The sequence below is a fragment of the Shewanella electrodiphila genome (assembly GCF_023283985.1).
Taxonomy (GTDB): Bacteria; Pseudomonadota; Gammaproteobacteria; order Enterobacterales; family Shewanellaceae; genus Shewanella; species Shewanella electrodiphila.
In genome coordinates, this window is sequence record NZ_JAKIKU010000001.1 from 367,403 (window position 1) to 381,785 (window position 14,383).

Consider the following 14,383-nt stretch of genomic DNA (forward strand, 5'->3'; position numbering starts at 1 on the left):
TTATAAGTAAGTTGTGCGATAGATGGATATAAGCTATGAATGAAAAAACCACATTAGATTTAGAAAATTTACGAGACCTGATTGACGGCGTTGATCAACAGTTATTAAATTTACTCCGTAAACGTCTCGATCTAGTCGCGCAAGTTGGTACTGTTAAGCATGCTGCAGGGGTGCCAATTTATGCACCACAACGTGAAGCTTCGATGTTAGCTAAGCGTCGTAAAGAAGCCAGTGAAATGGATATCTCTCCGCAATTGATTGAAGATATCCTAAGACGCTTAATGCGTGAGTCGTACCTTAATGAAAAGGATGTCGGCTTTAAGCAGGTTAAAACCGATCTCGGACACATCGTGGTTGTCGGTGGTGAAGGTCAATTAGGTGGTTTGTTTAGTCAAATGCTAACCCTTTCAGGTTATCAAGTGAAAAGCTTAGATAAAGATGACTGGGATCAGGCTGATGCACTTTTTGATGGTGCAGGGATGGTGATTGTTACTGTGCCAATTAACGTGACTTGTGAGCTTATTCGTAGCAAATTAAACAATTTACCTGATCATTGTATTTTAGCTGATCTCACCTCAATTAAGTCAGAGCCGCTCAATGCAATGTTAGAGGCCCATAAGGGACCTGTAGTGGGTTTACACCCAATGTTTGGACCTGATGTGGGTAGTTTAGCCAAACAAGTTGTAGTGGTGTGTGATGGACGTGATACCGAGAAATATCAATGGTTTTTAGAGCAAATTACGATTTGGGGAGCCCGCATTGTTAATGAAGATGCAGAGCGACATGATAAAGCCATGCAGCTAGTGCAAGCAATGCGACATTTCTCAAGTTTTGTGTACGGAGTTAATCTGTGTAAAGAAGAAGCTGATATTGAAAGTTTATTGCAATTCAGTTCGCCTATTTATCGATTAGAGCTTGCCATGGTAGGCCGGTTGTTTGCTCAAGATCCTGAGCTCTACGCCGATATAATTTTTGCACAAGAAGGTAGTCAAGTTGCTATCAGCGATTATCTGGACAATTACCGTGATGCATTAGATTTATTGAAAAGCGGTAATAGAGATGCATTCGTTGCACAGTTCAGAGATGTGGCTAAATGGTTTGGCGATTTTGCACCGCAATTTCAACATGAAAGCCGTGCAATGTTGCAATCAGTGAACGATATGAAGACAAATTAAGTCATTTTGCTGGATAAGTTTGCAAAATATTGCGAAACCAAAGATCTAGGATTATTGTTATAAGGGAGTTACGATGAGTAACTCCCTTAATTTTAACGCACTAGGAGTGAATCTTATGACAGAAGCTGAGGTTTATACCGCAGAAGATTTATCGCTTGGGCATTTTTTATATGCGTTGATGAGTGCATTTCCGTTATTTTTTTTACCGGTTTTCTTTAGTTTAGTGATTAATATCTCGCAGACTAATGTTGCTTCTCAATCGTTACTGGCAACACACCTTAGATGGCAACGTAATAGTATTACAGGTTTAATGCCATTATTGATCATTGGCTACTTTATACCGCAACTTTGGCTGAGTATTCCAGTATTCACTTTTGCTTTAATTTGGTTCAGTTATCGTATTTTCAAAGGTTGGTTAGGCCTAAACGATAACCTCAGTATGTATTAGTGATTAATTAATCAACCTTTGTTAAGCAGAAGGCATAAAAAAACCGAACCCATGAGTTCGGTTTTTTATTGTCTTCAATTTAGCTATAGATTTGCTTATACAGTACTGAGTCTGTGCTAAGTCACTGTCACAGTCACAGTCACAGTTATAGCCTAAGCAAGATGTTAAACAAATCGCTTAGTACCGATAATTTAGGTTACTAGCAATTTTGGTTAACAAGAGTTTCGTTAGCAAAAATTTCAGTTAACAAGAAACCCCATGCCTTTAACGACAGTGATGAACATATCTCTATTGATGCAGTCGGTGTAATAACTCGGCCTGTTGTTCAGGACAGTTGAGTTGGTTGTCGTTAATAATGACACCGTTTGCGTGCAGCTGTTTTAAGGCTTTTGCTTGCTGACAGACTAGTTTATCTTCAACGGCATAGCTCACATTACCTAATACAGGTAAATGGCTCTCAGACAGTACTTCAATAAGCCCTGCGAGATCTAAAGCAAGTTGCTCAGGGTTACTAAAACTTCTTATTCCCGCCTCAACCAATATTAATTGTTGGTTGCCTTGGGTTAATATTTTATTTGCTGATGCTAACCAATCTGTTGTGCTTGCCATTGTATTGCGCTCTAGCAAAACAGGTGTGCTAACAGAACCCGCTAAACCAAGTAATTCCTCGTTATACATCTCTTTACCTGCAAGGTAGATCATGTCTGCCACTTTGACGGTTTCGTTAAAGTGATTCACAGAATCAATTTGAACTGCACTCGTTAGGCCTGCTTGATCGATTAAGTGACAATATTCTTTTATCTCAATCGCACTGAGACTGGCGGTTGTAGTATCGAGTAATAATACCGCCTGAAAGCCTGATTCTTTAATTTGCTTAACTTTAGTGGCAAATACATCCTTGTCTATTGGTAAACTGACTTGTTGCATTGCCGCAAAATCGCTGCCGCCGACATTAAATTGTTTCAACTCAATTTGAGTATTTTGCTGGCGATATCGTTTTGAAAATTTGGGTGCGTCATTATCTTCTGACGGGGTGCTAATAGATTCTTTTGAACTATTAGGCTCGATCACTAATTGGCTGTTATTAAGCTGAGTTGGTTTGACTGTTTCGCAAGGGTAGCAACCTAATACTTTGATAAAGCGGGTGAGACGCTCTAACTCTTTAAGTGCTTGCTGTAGTTCAGTTGTCGCAAGATTTGCATCAACATCGAGATAGAACATTTCTTCCCACGGTGTCCCCGGAATAGGGCGGGATTCAAGTTTGCTCATATTGATATTGTGCGCTTTAAGCACTAATAAAGTTTCAACTAATGCACCTGGCTTTTGTCCAGTGGCCATAATAAGCGTGGTTTTAGCGGGTAATTGTGAAGGGACAGCAACCGCTTTTCTTGCAACCACAATAAAACGACTCTGGTTTATTTTTTGATTTGCTAAACCATTTTCTGCAGCGGTTAACTGATATAAGGCGCCGCCTTCAGCGCTGCCAATGGCCGCAACACTGCTATCTTCAGCGTCTATCACTTTCTGCATCGCTTCAGCACTGCTAGAGCAATAGGCTAGCGTCAGGCTTGGGTGTTGCGATAACCAATGACTACATTGACTAATAGGCTGTGGATGAGCAAATACGGTTTTAATACTATCTAAACCAGCGCCATCTTTGGTTAATAGGCAATGCCCAACCTCGATAGTGGTTTCGCCAACAATAGATAACGAAGTGTGCTGAAGTACGTCGTAAACTTCATTAATTGAACCAGAAGAAGTGTTTTCAATCGGCAGAAAGCCCAAGTCAGCATGTCCAAGTTCTACTGATTTGATGATTTCATCAAAGCTTTGGCAACCGAGATCTATCATGTCTATCTGACGACGTTGACAAAAACGACTTGCGGCTAAAAAGGAATACGAGCCTCGAGCGCCAAGGTATGCGATGGTTGATTGCTGTTGCTGGATCTCTGGGTTCGCCCTGCCGTGTAAATAGGCTTGCTGGTTTAATACCGAGTCCTCGATGATGCTTTGATATAAAGAAATAACGAAATGAGCATCTAAACCGTGCTCTCTTCCTTGTTCAACTAACCTTGCTAGTAGTTCTTTTTCTCGTTGGGTATCTCGAATCGGTCTTACATCGATTTCTTTGCTGCGAGCGACATCTAAACTTAAGTCACGACGTTTAGACAATAAAGACAGCAGTTCTTTATCTAAGGCGGTAATTTGCTTGCGGGTTTGGTTTAATTCTGGCGCTTTGTTCATAATTGCCTCAATGACGACTGCTTAGCTGACATACCTTTAAACAGGTAGCATTTTAAAGTTAATAATAAAAAGCCCCCCAAGTGGGAGGCTTCATATTTCATTTTCGTTTTTACACAAAAAATCCGCCTCAATAAGGGGGCTGAATAAAAAAGAAAATAAAATCGTTCTGAGTAAATGTTTTCATCACATTAAAACTAAAGGGCTAAGGAGAATGTGTCAATCAAATAATGCTGAAGATTGCTCATATTCTGCTGTCGGGAGAGGATGTCAGTAATCATTTAGCTTCTTAGCAGATGATTAGGCATTAAAAAGCGCATCCGAGGATGCGCTCTTGGTTAATCAGTAAATAAATCGTCAAGCTGCAGTTTCCTCCTTATAGTCATACTCAAAATCATTATTCGTTTCAGCTGTTGGCGAAACGTGACGTTGAGATTGGGGTTTATGTGTCAGGCGATTTAGCTGTTTTTCCAGCTTTTTACCCATTGCAGTAATAGCTGCGTAAAGGTTCTCGTTTTTCGCCTGGGCAAATAGTTCTCCACTTGGCAAGCCTACAGAAGACTCAATCTTAAAGCTCTGCTTTTCTTGAGTGATGATGACGTGCGGGTTTATTAATTGAATATCGTGTCGTGTTAACTTTTCAAACTGTCCTTCGATGCGTTCAAGAATTGGTGCAGTGACTTCAAGTTGCTTGCTAGTGATTTTCAGCATATTTCGAACCTTCTGTTGTTTGCTTGAATTCAGATTACCAAGCTTACAGACAAAAATCGTGATCTAAATCACATTTTTATCGCTGTTTTAATCTGTTTGATTCATATTTGATCGCTTAGACAAAATGGAGCAAAAAGTCTCTTAAAAGCCTTGTAATCTTATTTTATTAGGCTCATATTGGAATAAATAACAAGGGACGAGAAATCTAAACCTTCGTTAATTTTGGTTTAAATTCACACTCCTCTTCATTCCTATATAGCCTAATTCATCAATTCATTTCTAAAGCAATGACCAACTCAATAATGTATGTTCAATTCAGCTAAATGATAGTTGACTTGAGGATGACCCATTAACGGTTATGTGCAAAAAGTTATGTATTGTTTATTACACCCTGTATAAAGTACTTCGCTTGTTACAAACTACGAAATTTTCACACATAAATTACCTTTCTTTACGTTCCTACCCTATGAGAGCTAGTGCTGTATCTTTATAATCATAATTGAACAATATTGATTACGTTTAACATGAATAGAATTAACGGCGAATAATATGAGTATAGAACAAAAAAAAATTAAGGTATGGGATATACCCACTCGATTATTTCATTGGCTAACTGTTGGTTTATTGATTTCACTTTGGTGGACAGCTGATAGTGGCGAAATGGAGTGGCATCAAATATGTGCATATAGCCTGATGGTGTTAGTTATTTTTAGGCTTTTGTGGGGCATTGTTGGCAGTGAGACTTCACGTTTTACTGACTTTGTATCTGGACCTACAAAGGTTTTGAATTACCTTACGGGTAAGCATAAGTCTACTGTCGTTGGCCATAATCCACTGGGTGGTTACATGGTATTATTCATGCTCACAGTTTTATCTTTACAACTGTTTAGTGGTTTATTCTCTAGTGATGATATTTTTACCGAAGGCCCTTTATATTCAACCGTTTCTTCTGATCTAGGTGCCTGGTTTACTTGGCTTCATAAAGTCAATTTTAATGTGATTCTAGCTTGTATAGTACTCCACATTTCAGTCATTTTGCTTTATGCCATTAAAGGAAATAATTTAGTGACTGCGATGATTTCAGGGAATAAAAAAATGACAGATAAAGAGTATAATATGTTATCTCAAGAACCTAAAATGACATCATCAGTATTAGCTATCATTATCGTTGCAGCTATTAGTCTAGTGATTGGTTATTGGTTGATCGCACCGATTGTAGCGTACCTTTAACAGCAATAAGGCTAGCTTGTTTATTTCACATCAGCTTAAAAAATAAGTTGTACTGAGGCTAAATTGAGCATTTAACTGTAGCGTCTGTTAAATAATAAAAAACCCACAAAAGTGGGCTTTTTATTACTTGTGATTAATCATCTATTCAATCACTGGCATTCTATTGAAAGAGGCTTAGTCTTTCTTGTACATATCGTGACAACCTTTACAGCTTTTACCTGTATTGCCAAAAGCTTGTTTAATTTGCTTTTTGTCACCAGTTTGCGCTGCGACATTTAATTTAGCCGCATTCTCTTGGAAAGTGGTCATTTGGCTATCGAAATCAGCTTTGTTGCTCCAGATTTTAGCAAGTGCTTCTGTATCACCTGTATCTGAACCGTCGATAAAACCTTCATGAGGAATATTTGCAAGACCAGCTAAATTTGCCGCGCGGGTTTGAAATACGTTTAAATCAAAATCCTTCTTACCTTTTAGCATTGCGCCCATATCGCCGAACTGGTAGCGAATTAAGCTGAAGGCTGATTGACGGTATTCAATTGCTTCATTAGCATCTTCGAAGTTATGTGCATTAACAGTAGGGATGAGCAGTGCGCTTACAGCAATTGCAAAAATTTTGTGTTTCATAAGTTTTCTCTTATTTTCTAATTATATGACGGTGGTTTAAATCACATTTTACACATAAATTTGAACTGAGTGCGAATCTTGTTTGTGTCTATTTGTAAGTAATCTCGTGAAATGTTCAAAAATAAAATTATTTTTAAATTTTCTTATTGCTGGATAAGAAATATTGGTACACTTTGTACTGTTGAGGCATTACTAAAAGAGAGTGTTATGCGAGCCAATTGGGAATCTGTGGTTGAGAAAGTGTTAAGTTATCCAAATTCTGATGAATTAGGAATATTATTCCAATTGTTATTAACTGAAGAGGAGCGTAGTGCTGTAGCTGGCCGCTTAAAAGTGTTCCAATTACTTCTTCAAGGCGATTTAAGTCAAAGGCAAATCTCTGCAGACTATCAGGTAAGTATTGCGACTATTACGCGTTGCTCAAATTATTTAAAAAACATGCAGCCGGAACAGAAACAAAAAATCCAGCAACTATTACTTGACTAATAATTACTGGATTGATGGCTGCTTAATGAGTTATGTCTAATCTAAGATTCGGCTAGTTAAACTTTGCTCTCGTTTGTACGCCTGGGATTTTATGATGTCGGTAGCTGATTCTTCTTAACAGTACATAAGTACCATAAGTAAAGAGACATATAGAAATAACAACACCAGAGTCTTTTGGAAGAAAGCGAAAGATTAATCCTGCTGACATGATATAGATGAATGGTAAATATCCGTAAATCGATTCAGGTAATATCCCGTCAATACGTTTTCTTTTTCTATCTGTTCGACGGTTTTTAGATCGTTGATTCCAAATATGAGCGCCATAAAAGAAGACGAGTAGTGAGGCTATGATTGCGTAGGGCTCTTTGAGCAAGGCAACACTTCCGGCACCTATAATCATATAAGTGAATGGCAAAATTTCATAAATCGGTTTAATTAACATAAGCACTCCGTCGCTTGTGATTAATCATAAGTAAGTCTTTTTAGGCTAAGTCTATAGCCTCATCTAGTACCTACTATTAATACACGTCATAGCTAACCGACGTATTATTAAGAATCAAAGGGTGAATAAATTAGTGTTAGCTGATTGCATTTAGGCAGGTAAATGTTAATCAACTAATATGAATAATAACGCAAAAAAAATACGTTACCCAAGGATTTGGCTAACGTATCTTTGATTTCAAACTTTCGGTTTAGTCGTTTATAGCTAAGTTATTGAATTAGGCTTAATCAGGCTTAGCTATTTTTCACTATTAGTGACAGCCACAGCCGCCATTACCATCACAACCTGGCTTTTCTGTATCACATTGTTCATGTTCTTGAGCATGATCGTGACCACAACCGCCTGCTGCATGAATGTGTCCGTGAGCGACTTCTTCAGCTGTTGCTTCGCGAATATCCATGACTTCAACACTGAAGTTTAATGCTTGACCTGCTAATGGGTGGTTGCCATCAACCACGACAACACTATCTTTAACTTCAGTTACTTGAACTGGACGTTGGCCCATTTCAGTTTCAGCAATAAAACGCATACCAGGAACGATATCTTCAACATCACCAAACGCTTCTAAAGGTACTTCTTGCTTTAGCCCTTCATGGTATTCACCATAAGCTTGCTCAGTAGGAATGTTGGCGTCAAATTTATCACCAACCACTTTGCCTTCAAGTTCGACTTCTAAGCCTGGGATCAGGCCTTCAGTACCATGAAGATAAGCCATTGGTTCTGCTTCAAATGAGCTTTCGATTAGCTGGCCATCTTGGTCTGTTAAACGGTAGTGAATAGTCACTGCTGAATGTTTTGTGATTTTCATAACGACTCCAATTCATAATGTGCGCGCATGATAATACTTTTTATAGTAGGGGGGAATGATCAGTATCAGCTTTTGCTTATTCAATCACATGTTTTGTAAATTCAGTTAGATGAATCAATTTCATCATCGTGAGTGAGCCTTTGATTATTGAAATTTGTCATTTGTGACCTTGATGCTTTTTTAGCGTTGTAAGTGACTTATTAGATGGTTAGTGAGTTTTATTTGACCGCCTGTTGCTGTAAGTGGTTGTAATAAAGTTATTTTTAAGTTCTCATTAATTGACCTTACGTTAACGTAAAGTGTTACCGTGGGCGTTATAAGCTTGTTATTTTTGTATAAAATATAGGGTTTAGTTCATTTCGGTGCTGATTTAGATTGATGTGGAATATACATGTTCAAATAAAGCTATGTTGAGGGGTTGACAACAGGCAGGTAAAAAAGCAATTCTATTATTAATTCAAAACAAATACATAAAAATTAATCGAGTGTCATGATGAAAATCCAGTTCCACGTTGTAGCTACCATTATTACAACCACCACAATTAACATTGTGGGGGCGGGCTGAGTACACCCTAAAGATTTTTACAACAAGCCCGCTTCCCACAAAGAAGCGGGCTTTTTGTTTTCAGACTTAAAAATAATGATTTAGGAATTAAATTTAACTTAGCGCTAGCGAGTCAAGGGAGTAGAAAATGAAAGTAATGAAATTTGGTGGGACTTCGTTAGCCAATTGGCAGCGTTTTTTGATGGCTGCGGATATCATAGAGCAATCTGCGCAGACAGAGTCAATTGCAACTGTGTTATCTGCTCCTGCGACTGTCACGAATGGATTGCTTGAGCTAGTTGATTTAGCTCAACGTGGTGAAGATTATTCAGCGGTATTGACGCATATTGAAACCGTGTTTAATGGTTTGTTTGAACAAGCTGCTGCTGAGTTAATTTCTCATGAACAAAAACATTTACTAGAAAATAAGTTAGCGAACCAGCTTGATGATTGGAATGACAAGCTAACAGGGATTAAGCTGCTTAATGAGTGTCCAGATCATGTGCAAGCGCAAGTGGTTGTTTCTGGTGAGCGTTTGTCTGCTGCGCTAATGGAACAAGTGATGTTGGCTAAGTCGTTAACCGCAGCACAATTTGATCCAACAAAGCTATTTTTAGCACACGGTAAAGCGTTAGAGTCAGTAGTCGATATCAGTGTCAGTAAGCCACGCTTTGCTGCGCTTCAGCTAGCTGATGCAAGAGTGTGGATCATGCCAGGGTTTACTGCAGCAAATGAACAGGGAAAAACGGTAACTTTGGGCCGAAATGGCTCTGACTATTCTGCTGCTGTGTTAGCTGCCTGTTTAGATGCATCAAGCTGTGAAATTTGGACCGATGTTGATGGCGTATACAATACAGATCCTCGTGTGGTGACGGACGCAAAACTACTTGAACAATTGAGCTATCAAGAAGCGATGGAATTGTCATATTTTGGCGCTAAAGTACTTCACCCTAAGACTATCGCCCCCATTGCTCAATATCATATACCTTGTTATATCAAAAACAGTTTTAACCCTTCTGCACCAGGTACTTTGGTATCCAATGAGGTTGATAAAACCGGTTTACAAGTTAAAGCTATATCTAATCTTGATAACCAAACCATGTTTAATATTTCAGGCCCAGGCATGAAAGGCATGGTTGGTATGGCTAGCCGTACGCTTGAAGCCATCTCTCGAAGTGGTATTTCTGTCTCCTTAATTACTCAAAGTTCATCTGAATACAGTATTAGCTTTTGTGTTAATACTGATGAAGCTGAAAAGGCTAAGCAAGCACTTGAACTTGAATTTGAATTAGAGATTCAATCTGAGTTATTAGAGCCAATTGAATTAAGACAAGACTTAGCTATTGTGTCATTAATTGGCGATGGTATGAAGACTCATAAGGGCGCTGCAGCGAAATTCTTCAGTGCACTGGCAAAGGCAAGCGTGAACATTGTTGCGATTGCACAGGGCTCTTCAGAGCGCTCAATTTCAACGGTAATTCAACAGCGAAAAACAAAACACGCCATTGCAGCTTGTCATCAAGCATTCTTTGATGTGCAGCAATACCTTGATGTGTTTTTAGTCGGTGCAGGTAATGTTGGCGCTGGTTTGTTAGAACAAATCAAACAACAAGCTGCGATGCTTAAAGAGCAACATATTACTATGCGTGTTTGTGGTATTGCCAACTCACGAAAAATGCTACTCAACAGTGATGGGGTTGATTTAGCTAATTGGCAGGCATTACTTGCAGATTGTGATACCCAATATGATTTAACTGAACTCTTTAATTGGGGCAAAGAGCAACAGTTGTTGAACCCTGTATTGGTTGACTGTACTTCAAGTGAACTGGTGTCAGACAGATATGTCGATGCTATGAATGCTGGTTTTCATGTGGTAACCCCTAACAAGAAAGCCAATACGCGTGATTATCAATATTACCAACAGCTTCGTACTACAGCACTATTACAGCGTCGCCAGTTTTTATATGAAACCACCGTAGGAGCAGGGCTCCCAGTTATCGATAATCTGAAAAAGCTCTTATATGCCGGTGATAAACTGCAACGTTTTAACGGTATTTTATCGGGTTCACTCTCTTACATCTTTGGTATGTTAGATGAAGGGATGAGTCTATCTGCTGCAACCTCAATAGCCCGCGAGAAATGCTTTACTGAGCCGGATCCTCGTGAAGATTTAAGCGGTATGGATGTCGCACGTAAAGTGCTGATCTTAGCTCGTGAAGTTGGCATGGAGTTAGAGCTTGAAGACATTAACGTAGAGTCCGTTTTACCTAGCTCATTCGATGATTCAGGTGATATTGACACCTTTATGAGCAACCTACCGAAATTGGACGCTGAAGTGAGCGCCCGTGTAGAAACGGCCAAAGCTGAAGGTAAAGTGCTGCGTTATGTTGGTCAGATTGAGTCAGGAAAATGCTATGTCCGTATTGCAGAAGTCGATGCGACAGATCCCCTATACAGCGTCAAAGGTGGCGAGAATGCATTGGCATTTTACAGTCGTTATTATCAACCTATTCCATTTGTACTAAGAGGTTATGGCGCAGGAACAGATGTTACTGCTGCAGGTGCTTTTGCTGACGTGCTTAGAACACTCAACTGGACGCGTGAGGTGGGCTTATGAGCATAACGGTTTATGCGCCAGCCTCTATGGGCAATGTCGGGGTAGGTTATGACTTACTCGGCGCAGCACTCGCGCCAATTGATGGCAGCTTATTGGGTGACAGAGTGATGATTGAGGCTGCAGATTCTGGTGTTCATTATTCGCAAACAGGGCCATGGGCACATAAGTTACCTGAAGACGGTAAGCAAAATATTGTTTATCAATGTGCTGAATTTTTCCTAGAAAAGCTAAATAGCACTCAAGGTGTTGTTATTGATTTAGAAAAAAACTTACCGGTTGGCAGTGGCTTAGGTTCGAGCGCAAGCTCAGTTGTCGCTGCGCTTTACGCACTCAACGAACATTTTGAACAACCATTTGATGAACAAGCTTTATTACTTCTAATGGGTGAGTTCGAGGGAATGATTTCTGGTAGTGTGCATTTTGATAATGTCGCGCCATGTTACTTGGGCGGTATGCAGTTAATGTTAAATACGCCTAAGCAAGTGTGCGCAACTATCCCAAGTTTTAAGCAGTGGTATTGGGTTGTCGCTTATCCTGGTATTTCATTATCTACCGCTAAAATGCGTGAACTATTACCAAGTCAATATGACAAATCAGTAGCAATTGATTTTGCACGTCATTTAAGTGCATTTGTGCATGCGAGCTATCAGCAAGATGCTTATTTGGCCATTGCAGTGCTTAAAGATGTCATGGCTGAACCTTATCGAGCAGAAGCTATTCCGGGTTACACAGATGCGCGTAGTGAGCTTGAAAAATTAGGCATGTTAACGACTGGCATCTCGGGTAGTGGCCCGACGTTATTCTCTGTGACTGACTCTCTTGAAACAGCCCAAGCTGCTCAAGTGTGGCTTGAGCAACATTATTTATCTGAGGCTGGTGGTTTTGCCCATGTCTGTAAACTGGATGAGTCTGGAACTCGTCGGGTTTAATACTGAATTATTTTATAAAGGCGTTCAAAATGGAATTATATAATTTAAAGCATCCTTCACAAGTCGTGAATTTCAGTGAAGCAGTACAGTTAGGACTAGGTAAAGATAGAGGGTTATTTTTTCCTAAGTCTATTCCTGTGCTTGAAAATATGGACGAGTTATTGGCTCTCCCCTTTGCTGCGCGAAGTAAGCGTATCCTAGGTGCTTGGCTTGCAAGTGAATTGGGGCAAGAAAGTGTAGATAAATTAGTTGATCATGCGTTTACATTTGATGCACCTCTAGTCAAAGCTGACGACAATCGTGCTTGTCTTGAGTTATTTCACGGCCCTACGTTAGCTTTTAAAGATTTCGGTGCCCGTTTTATGGCTCAGTGCGTTAATTTACTCGCAGGCGATAATAAGTTAACTATATTAACGGCAACTTCTGGCGATACTGGCGCTGCAGTTGCTGATGCTTTTTACGGTTTAGATGCCGTTCAAGTCGTGGTGATGTACCCCAAGGGTAAAATTAGTGAACTGCAAGAAAAGATGTTCACGACGTTAGGTAAGAATATCCACACTGTCGCTGTGACTTCTGATTTCGATGATTGCCAGACGTTAGTTAAACAAGCTTTTGATGATAGTGACATTCGTGATGGCTTGCATTTGAATTCTGCCAACTCTATTAATATCAGTCGCTTATTAGCGCAAATTTGTTATTACTTCGAAGCTGTTGCGCAAGCTAAACGTCATAGTGATGATGAAGTTGTTATATCAGTACCCAGTGGTAACTTTGGCAACTTAACCGCAGGTCTATTTGCAAAGGCAATGGGGTTACCGGTTAAGCGCTTTATTGCAGCCACTAACTCTAATGACACAGTACCGCGCTATTTAGCCGCAGGCGATTGGGCGCCAAATTCGACTGTAGCCACGATGTCAAACGCGATGGATGTTTCAGAACCATCAAACTGGCCGCGCGTTGAGGCCATTTGTGAAGCGATGGGTTGGCCTTTATCATCAATCACAGGTTTAGCCTTAACAGAGGCACAAACGTCTGCTGCGTTAGCTGAGTTATATCAATTAGGTTATCAATCAGAACCGCACGCAGCGATTGCAGCCCAAGCCTTATCAAGTGAACTTAAGGCTGGGGAAACCGGAATATTTTTAGGCACCGCACACCCTGCTAAATTTAAAGATGTGGTCGATGTGCAATTAAATATCAATCTGCCTTTACCCCCAGAGCTTGAAGCTGTGGTTGATAAACCTATTTTATCCGCACAAATAGCGGCTGATTTTGAACAACTTAAAACGCACTTATTTAAAACCTTAACTTAAAAAGGCTAAATTTGTGTGTAACTACAAAAGCACTTTTGGGTGCTTTTTTATTTTTAATATTTCTTTTTCTTTGTTTTAAATGGCTTTTTTGAAAAATTTCTATTTTATGATCTTCGTCATAACATCATCAATACCACTAGTGTAGATTGAATATATTCAATGTTTGCTTAATCTTTATACATGAGGGAATGGTGATAATGGATAAGATGATACTGAAAAGGCTTATGAATGATCATAAGCATATTGCTATCTTACTTGATGTATTAGCGAAGAAAAACATCAAACTTTCTGAAGGAGAAGCGGTTAATTTTGCGCTTATCAGAGATGTTGTCGAATATATGCAAGTTTATGCTGAGCATAGTCATCATCCTTTAGAAGACATTACGTATGATTACTTTGTGAAAAAGTTTTCTAGTCCATGTAATACACAATTACACGAAGAGCATAGCCGCCTCGCTGAGTATTCTGGCGCGTTAATGTATAGTTTGAATTTAATCTTATCAGACGTAGTCATTTCAAGAGAAAAACTGGTGACTGACCTGCAGGCTTATGTAGAAATTCAACAAAAGCATATGCAGTATGAAGAAACAGAGTTATTTCCTTTGTTCGCTAAACAACTGAAAGAAGAAGACTGGCTAAAGATTAAGTCACAATGCGATAAACAATTGGTCGAAGATCCGTTATTCAGTGATAATGACGAGACGATATTTGATGAGCTTAGAGAGCATATCTTTCATGCTGACAAAAGTTGATTT

General features: G+C 39.4%; 13 protein-coding genes and 1 other annotated feature. Of the genes, 8 read left to right on the forward strand and 5 right to left on the reverse strand.

The annotated features are described in order from the left end of the window. Window positions 1-35: 35 nt before the first annotated feature. Both tyrA and L2737_RS01680 read left to right on the forward strand, forming a co-directional pair. Window positions 36-1,175, forward strand: coding sequence for a bifunctional chorismate mutase/prephenate dehydrogenase (gene tyrA, locus L2737_RS01675; RefSeq protein ID WP_248954530.1), 1,140 nt, complete (start codon window positions 36-38; stop codon window positions 1,173-1,175). A 115-nt stretch (window positions 1,176-1,290) separates the two neighbouring features. Beyond that, window positions 1,291-1,623 (forward strand): hypothetical protein, encoded by a 333-nt coding sequence (locus L2737_RS01680; RefSeq protein WP_248954815.1) that lies wholly within the window; start codon window positions 1,291-1,293, stop codon window positions 1,621-1,623. A gap of 288 nt (window positions 1,624-1,911) precedes the next feature. Here L2737_RS01680 and L2737_RS01685 read toward each other — a convergent pair whose 3' ends face one another. Then, the gene (locus tag L2737_RS01685) at window positions 1,912-3,867 is read right to left on the reverse strand and encodes a chorismate mutase (RefSeq protein ID WP_248954531.1); all 1,956 of its coding nucleotides are present in this window, start codon (window positions 3,865-3,867) and stop codon (window positions 1,912-1,914) included. A 63-nt stretch (window positions 3,868-3,930) separates the two neighbouring features. Beyond that, window positions 3,931-4,049: a sequence feature (Phe leader region), on the reverse strand. A 172-nt stretch (window positions 4,050-4,221) separates the two neighbouring features. Beyond that, window positions 4,222-4,575 (reverse strand): ribosome hibernation-promoting factor, HPF/YfiA family, encoded by a 354-nt coding sequence (gene hpf, locus L2737_RS01690; protein WP_102529679.1) that lies wholly within the window; start codon window positions 4,573-4,575, stop codon window positions 4,222-4,224. Window positions 4,576-5,124: 549 nt separating this feature from the next. On the opposite strand from hpf, the gene L2737_RS01695 reads away from it, so the two are divergent. Continuing rightward, window positions 5,125-5,805: a cytochrome b/b6 domain-containing protein gene (locus L2737_RS01695; protein WP_248954532.1), complete on the forward strand. Its 681-nt coding sequence runs from the start codon at window positions 5,125-5,127 to the stop codon at window positions 5,803-5,805. A 174-nt stretch (window positions 5,806-5,979) separates the two neighbouring features. Here the strand turns inward: L2737_RS01695 and L2737_RS01700 are convergent, their stop codons facing one another. After that, the gene (locus L2737_RS01700; protein WP_248954533.1) at window positions 5,980-6,429 is read right to left on the reverse strand and encodes a c-type cytochrome; all 450 of its coding nucleotides are present in this window, start codon (window positions 6,427-6,429) and stop codon (window positions 5,980-5,982) included. Window positions 6,430-6,636: 207 nt separating this feature from the next. Between L2737_RS01700 and trpR the strand changes: the two genes are divergently transcribed. Further along, window positions 6,637-6,915: a trp operon repressor gene (gene trpR, locus L2737_RS01705; RefSeq protein ID WP_102529676.1), complete on the forward strand. Its 279-nt coding sequence runs from the start codon at window positions 6,637-6,639 to the stop codon at window positions 6,913-6,915. A gap of 52 nt (window positions 6,916-6,967) precedes the next feature. Here the strand turns inward: trpR and L2737_RS01710 are convergent, their stop codons facing one another. After that, window positions 6,968-7,357 (reverse strand): hypothetical protein, encoded by a 390-nt coding sequence (locus L2737_RS01710; protein WP_248954534.1) that lies wholly within the window; start codon window positions 7,355-7,357, stop codon window positions 6,968-6,970. A gap of 310 nt (window positions 7,358-7,667) precedes the next feature. Next, complete coding sequence (gene slyD / locus L2737_RS01715) at window positions 7,668-8,225, reverse strand: peptidylprolyl isomerase (RefSeq protein ID WP_248954535.1); 558 nt, start codon at window positions 8,223-8,225, stop codon at window positions 7,668-7,670. Between the two features lie 692 nt (window positions 8,226-8,917). Between slyD and thrA the strand changes: the two genes are divergently transcribed. The 4 genes from thrA (at window position 8,918) to L2737_RS01735 (ending at window position 14,380) form a co-directional block, all read left to right on the forward strand. Then, on the forward strand, window positions 8,918-11,386 hold the full coding sequence (gene thrA / locus L2737_RS01720) for a bifunctional aspartate kinase/homoserine dehydrogenase I (protein ID WP_102529673.1): 2,469 nt from the start codon (window positions 8,918-8,920) through the stop codon (window positions 11,384-11,386). Further along, window positions 11,383-12,315 (forward strand): homoserine kinase, encoded by a 933-nt coding sequence (thrB, locus tag L2737_RS01725; RefSeq protein ID WP_248954536.1) that lies wholly within the window; start codon window positions 11,383-11,385, stop codon window positions 12,313-12,315. Before thrA ends, thrB begins: the two co-directional genes overlap by 4 nt. Before the next feature lie 29 nt (window positions 12,316-12,344). Continuing rightward, a complete protein-coding gene (gene thrC, locus L2737_RS01730) occupies window positions 12,345-13,628 on the forward strand; it encodes a threonine synthase (protein ID WP_248954537.1) in 1,284 nt (427 codons plus the stop codon). Window positions 13,629-13,837: 209 nt separating this feature from the next. After that, entirely contained in the window at window positions 13,838-14,380 is a 543-nt protein-coding gene (locus L2737_RS01735) for a hemerythrin domain-containing protein (RefSeq protein ID WP_229368153.1), read from the forward strand. Window positions 14,381-14,383: the final 3 nt, after the last annotated feature.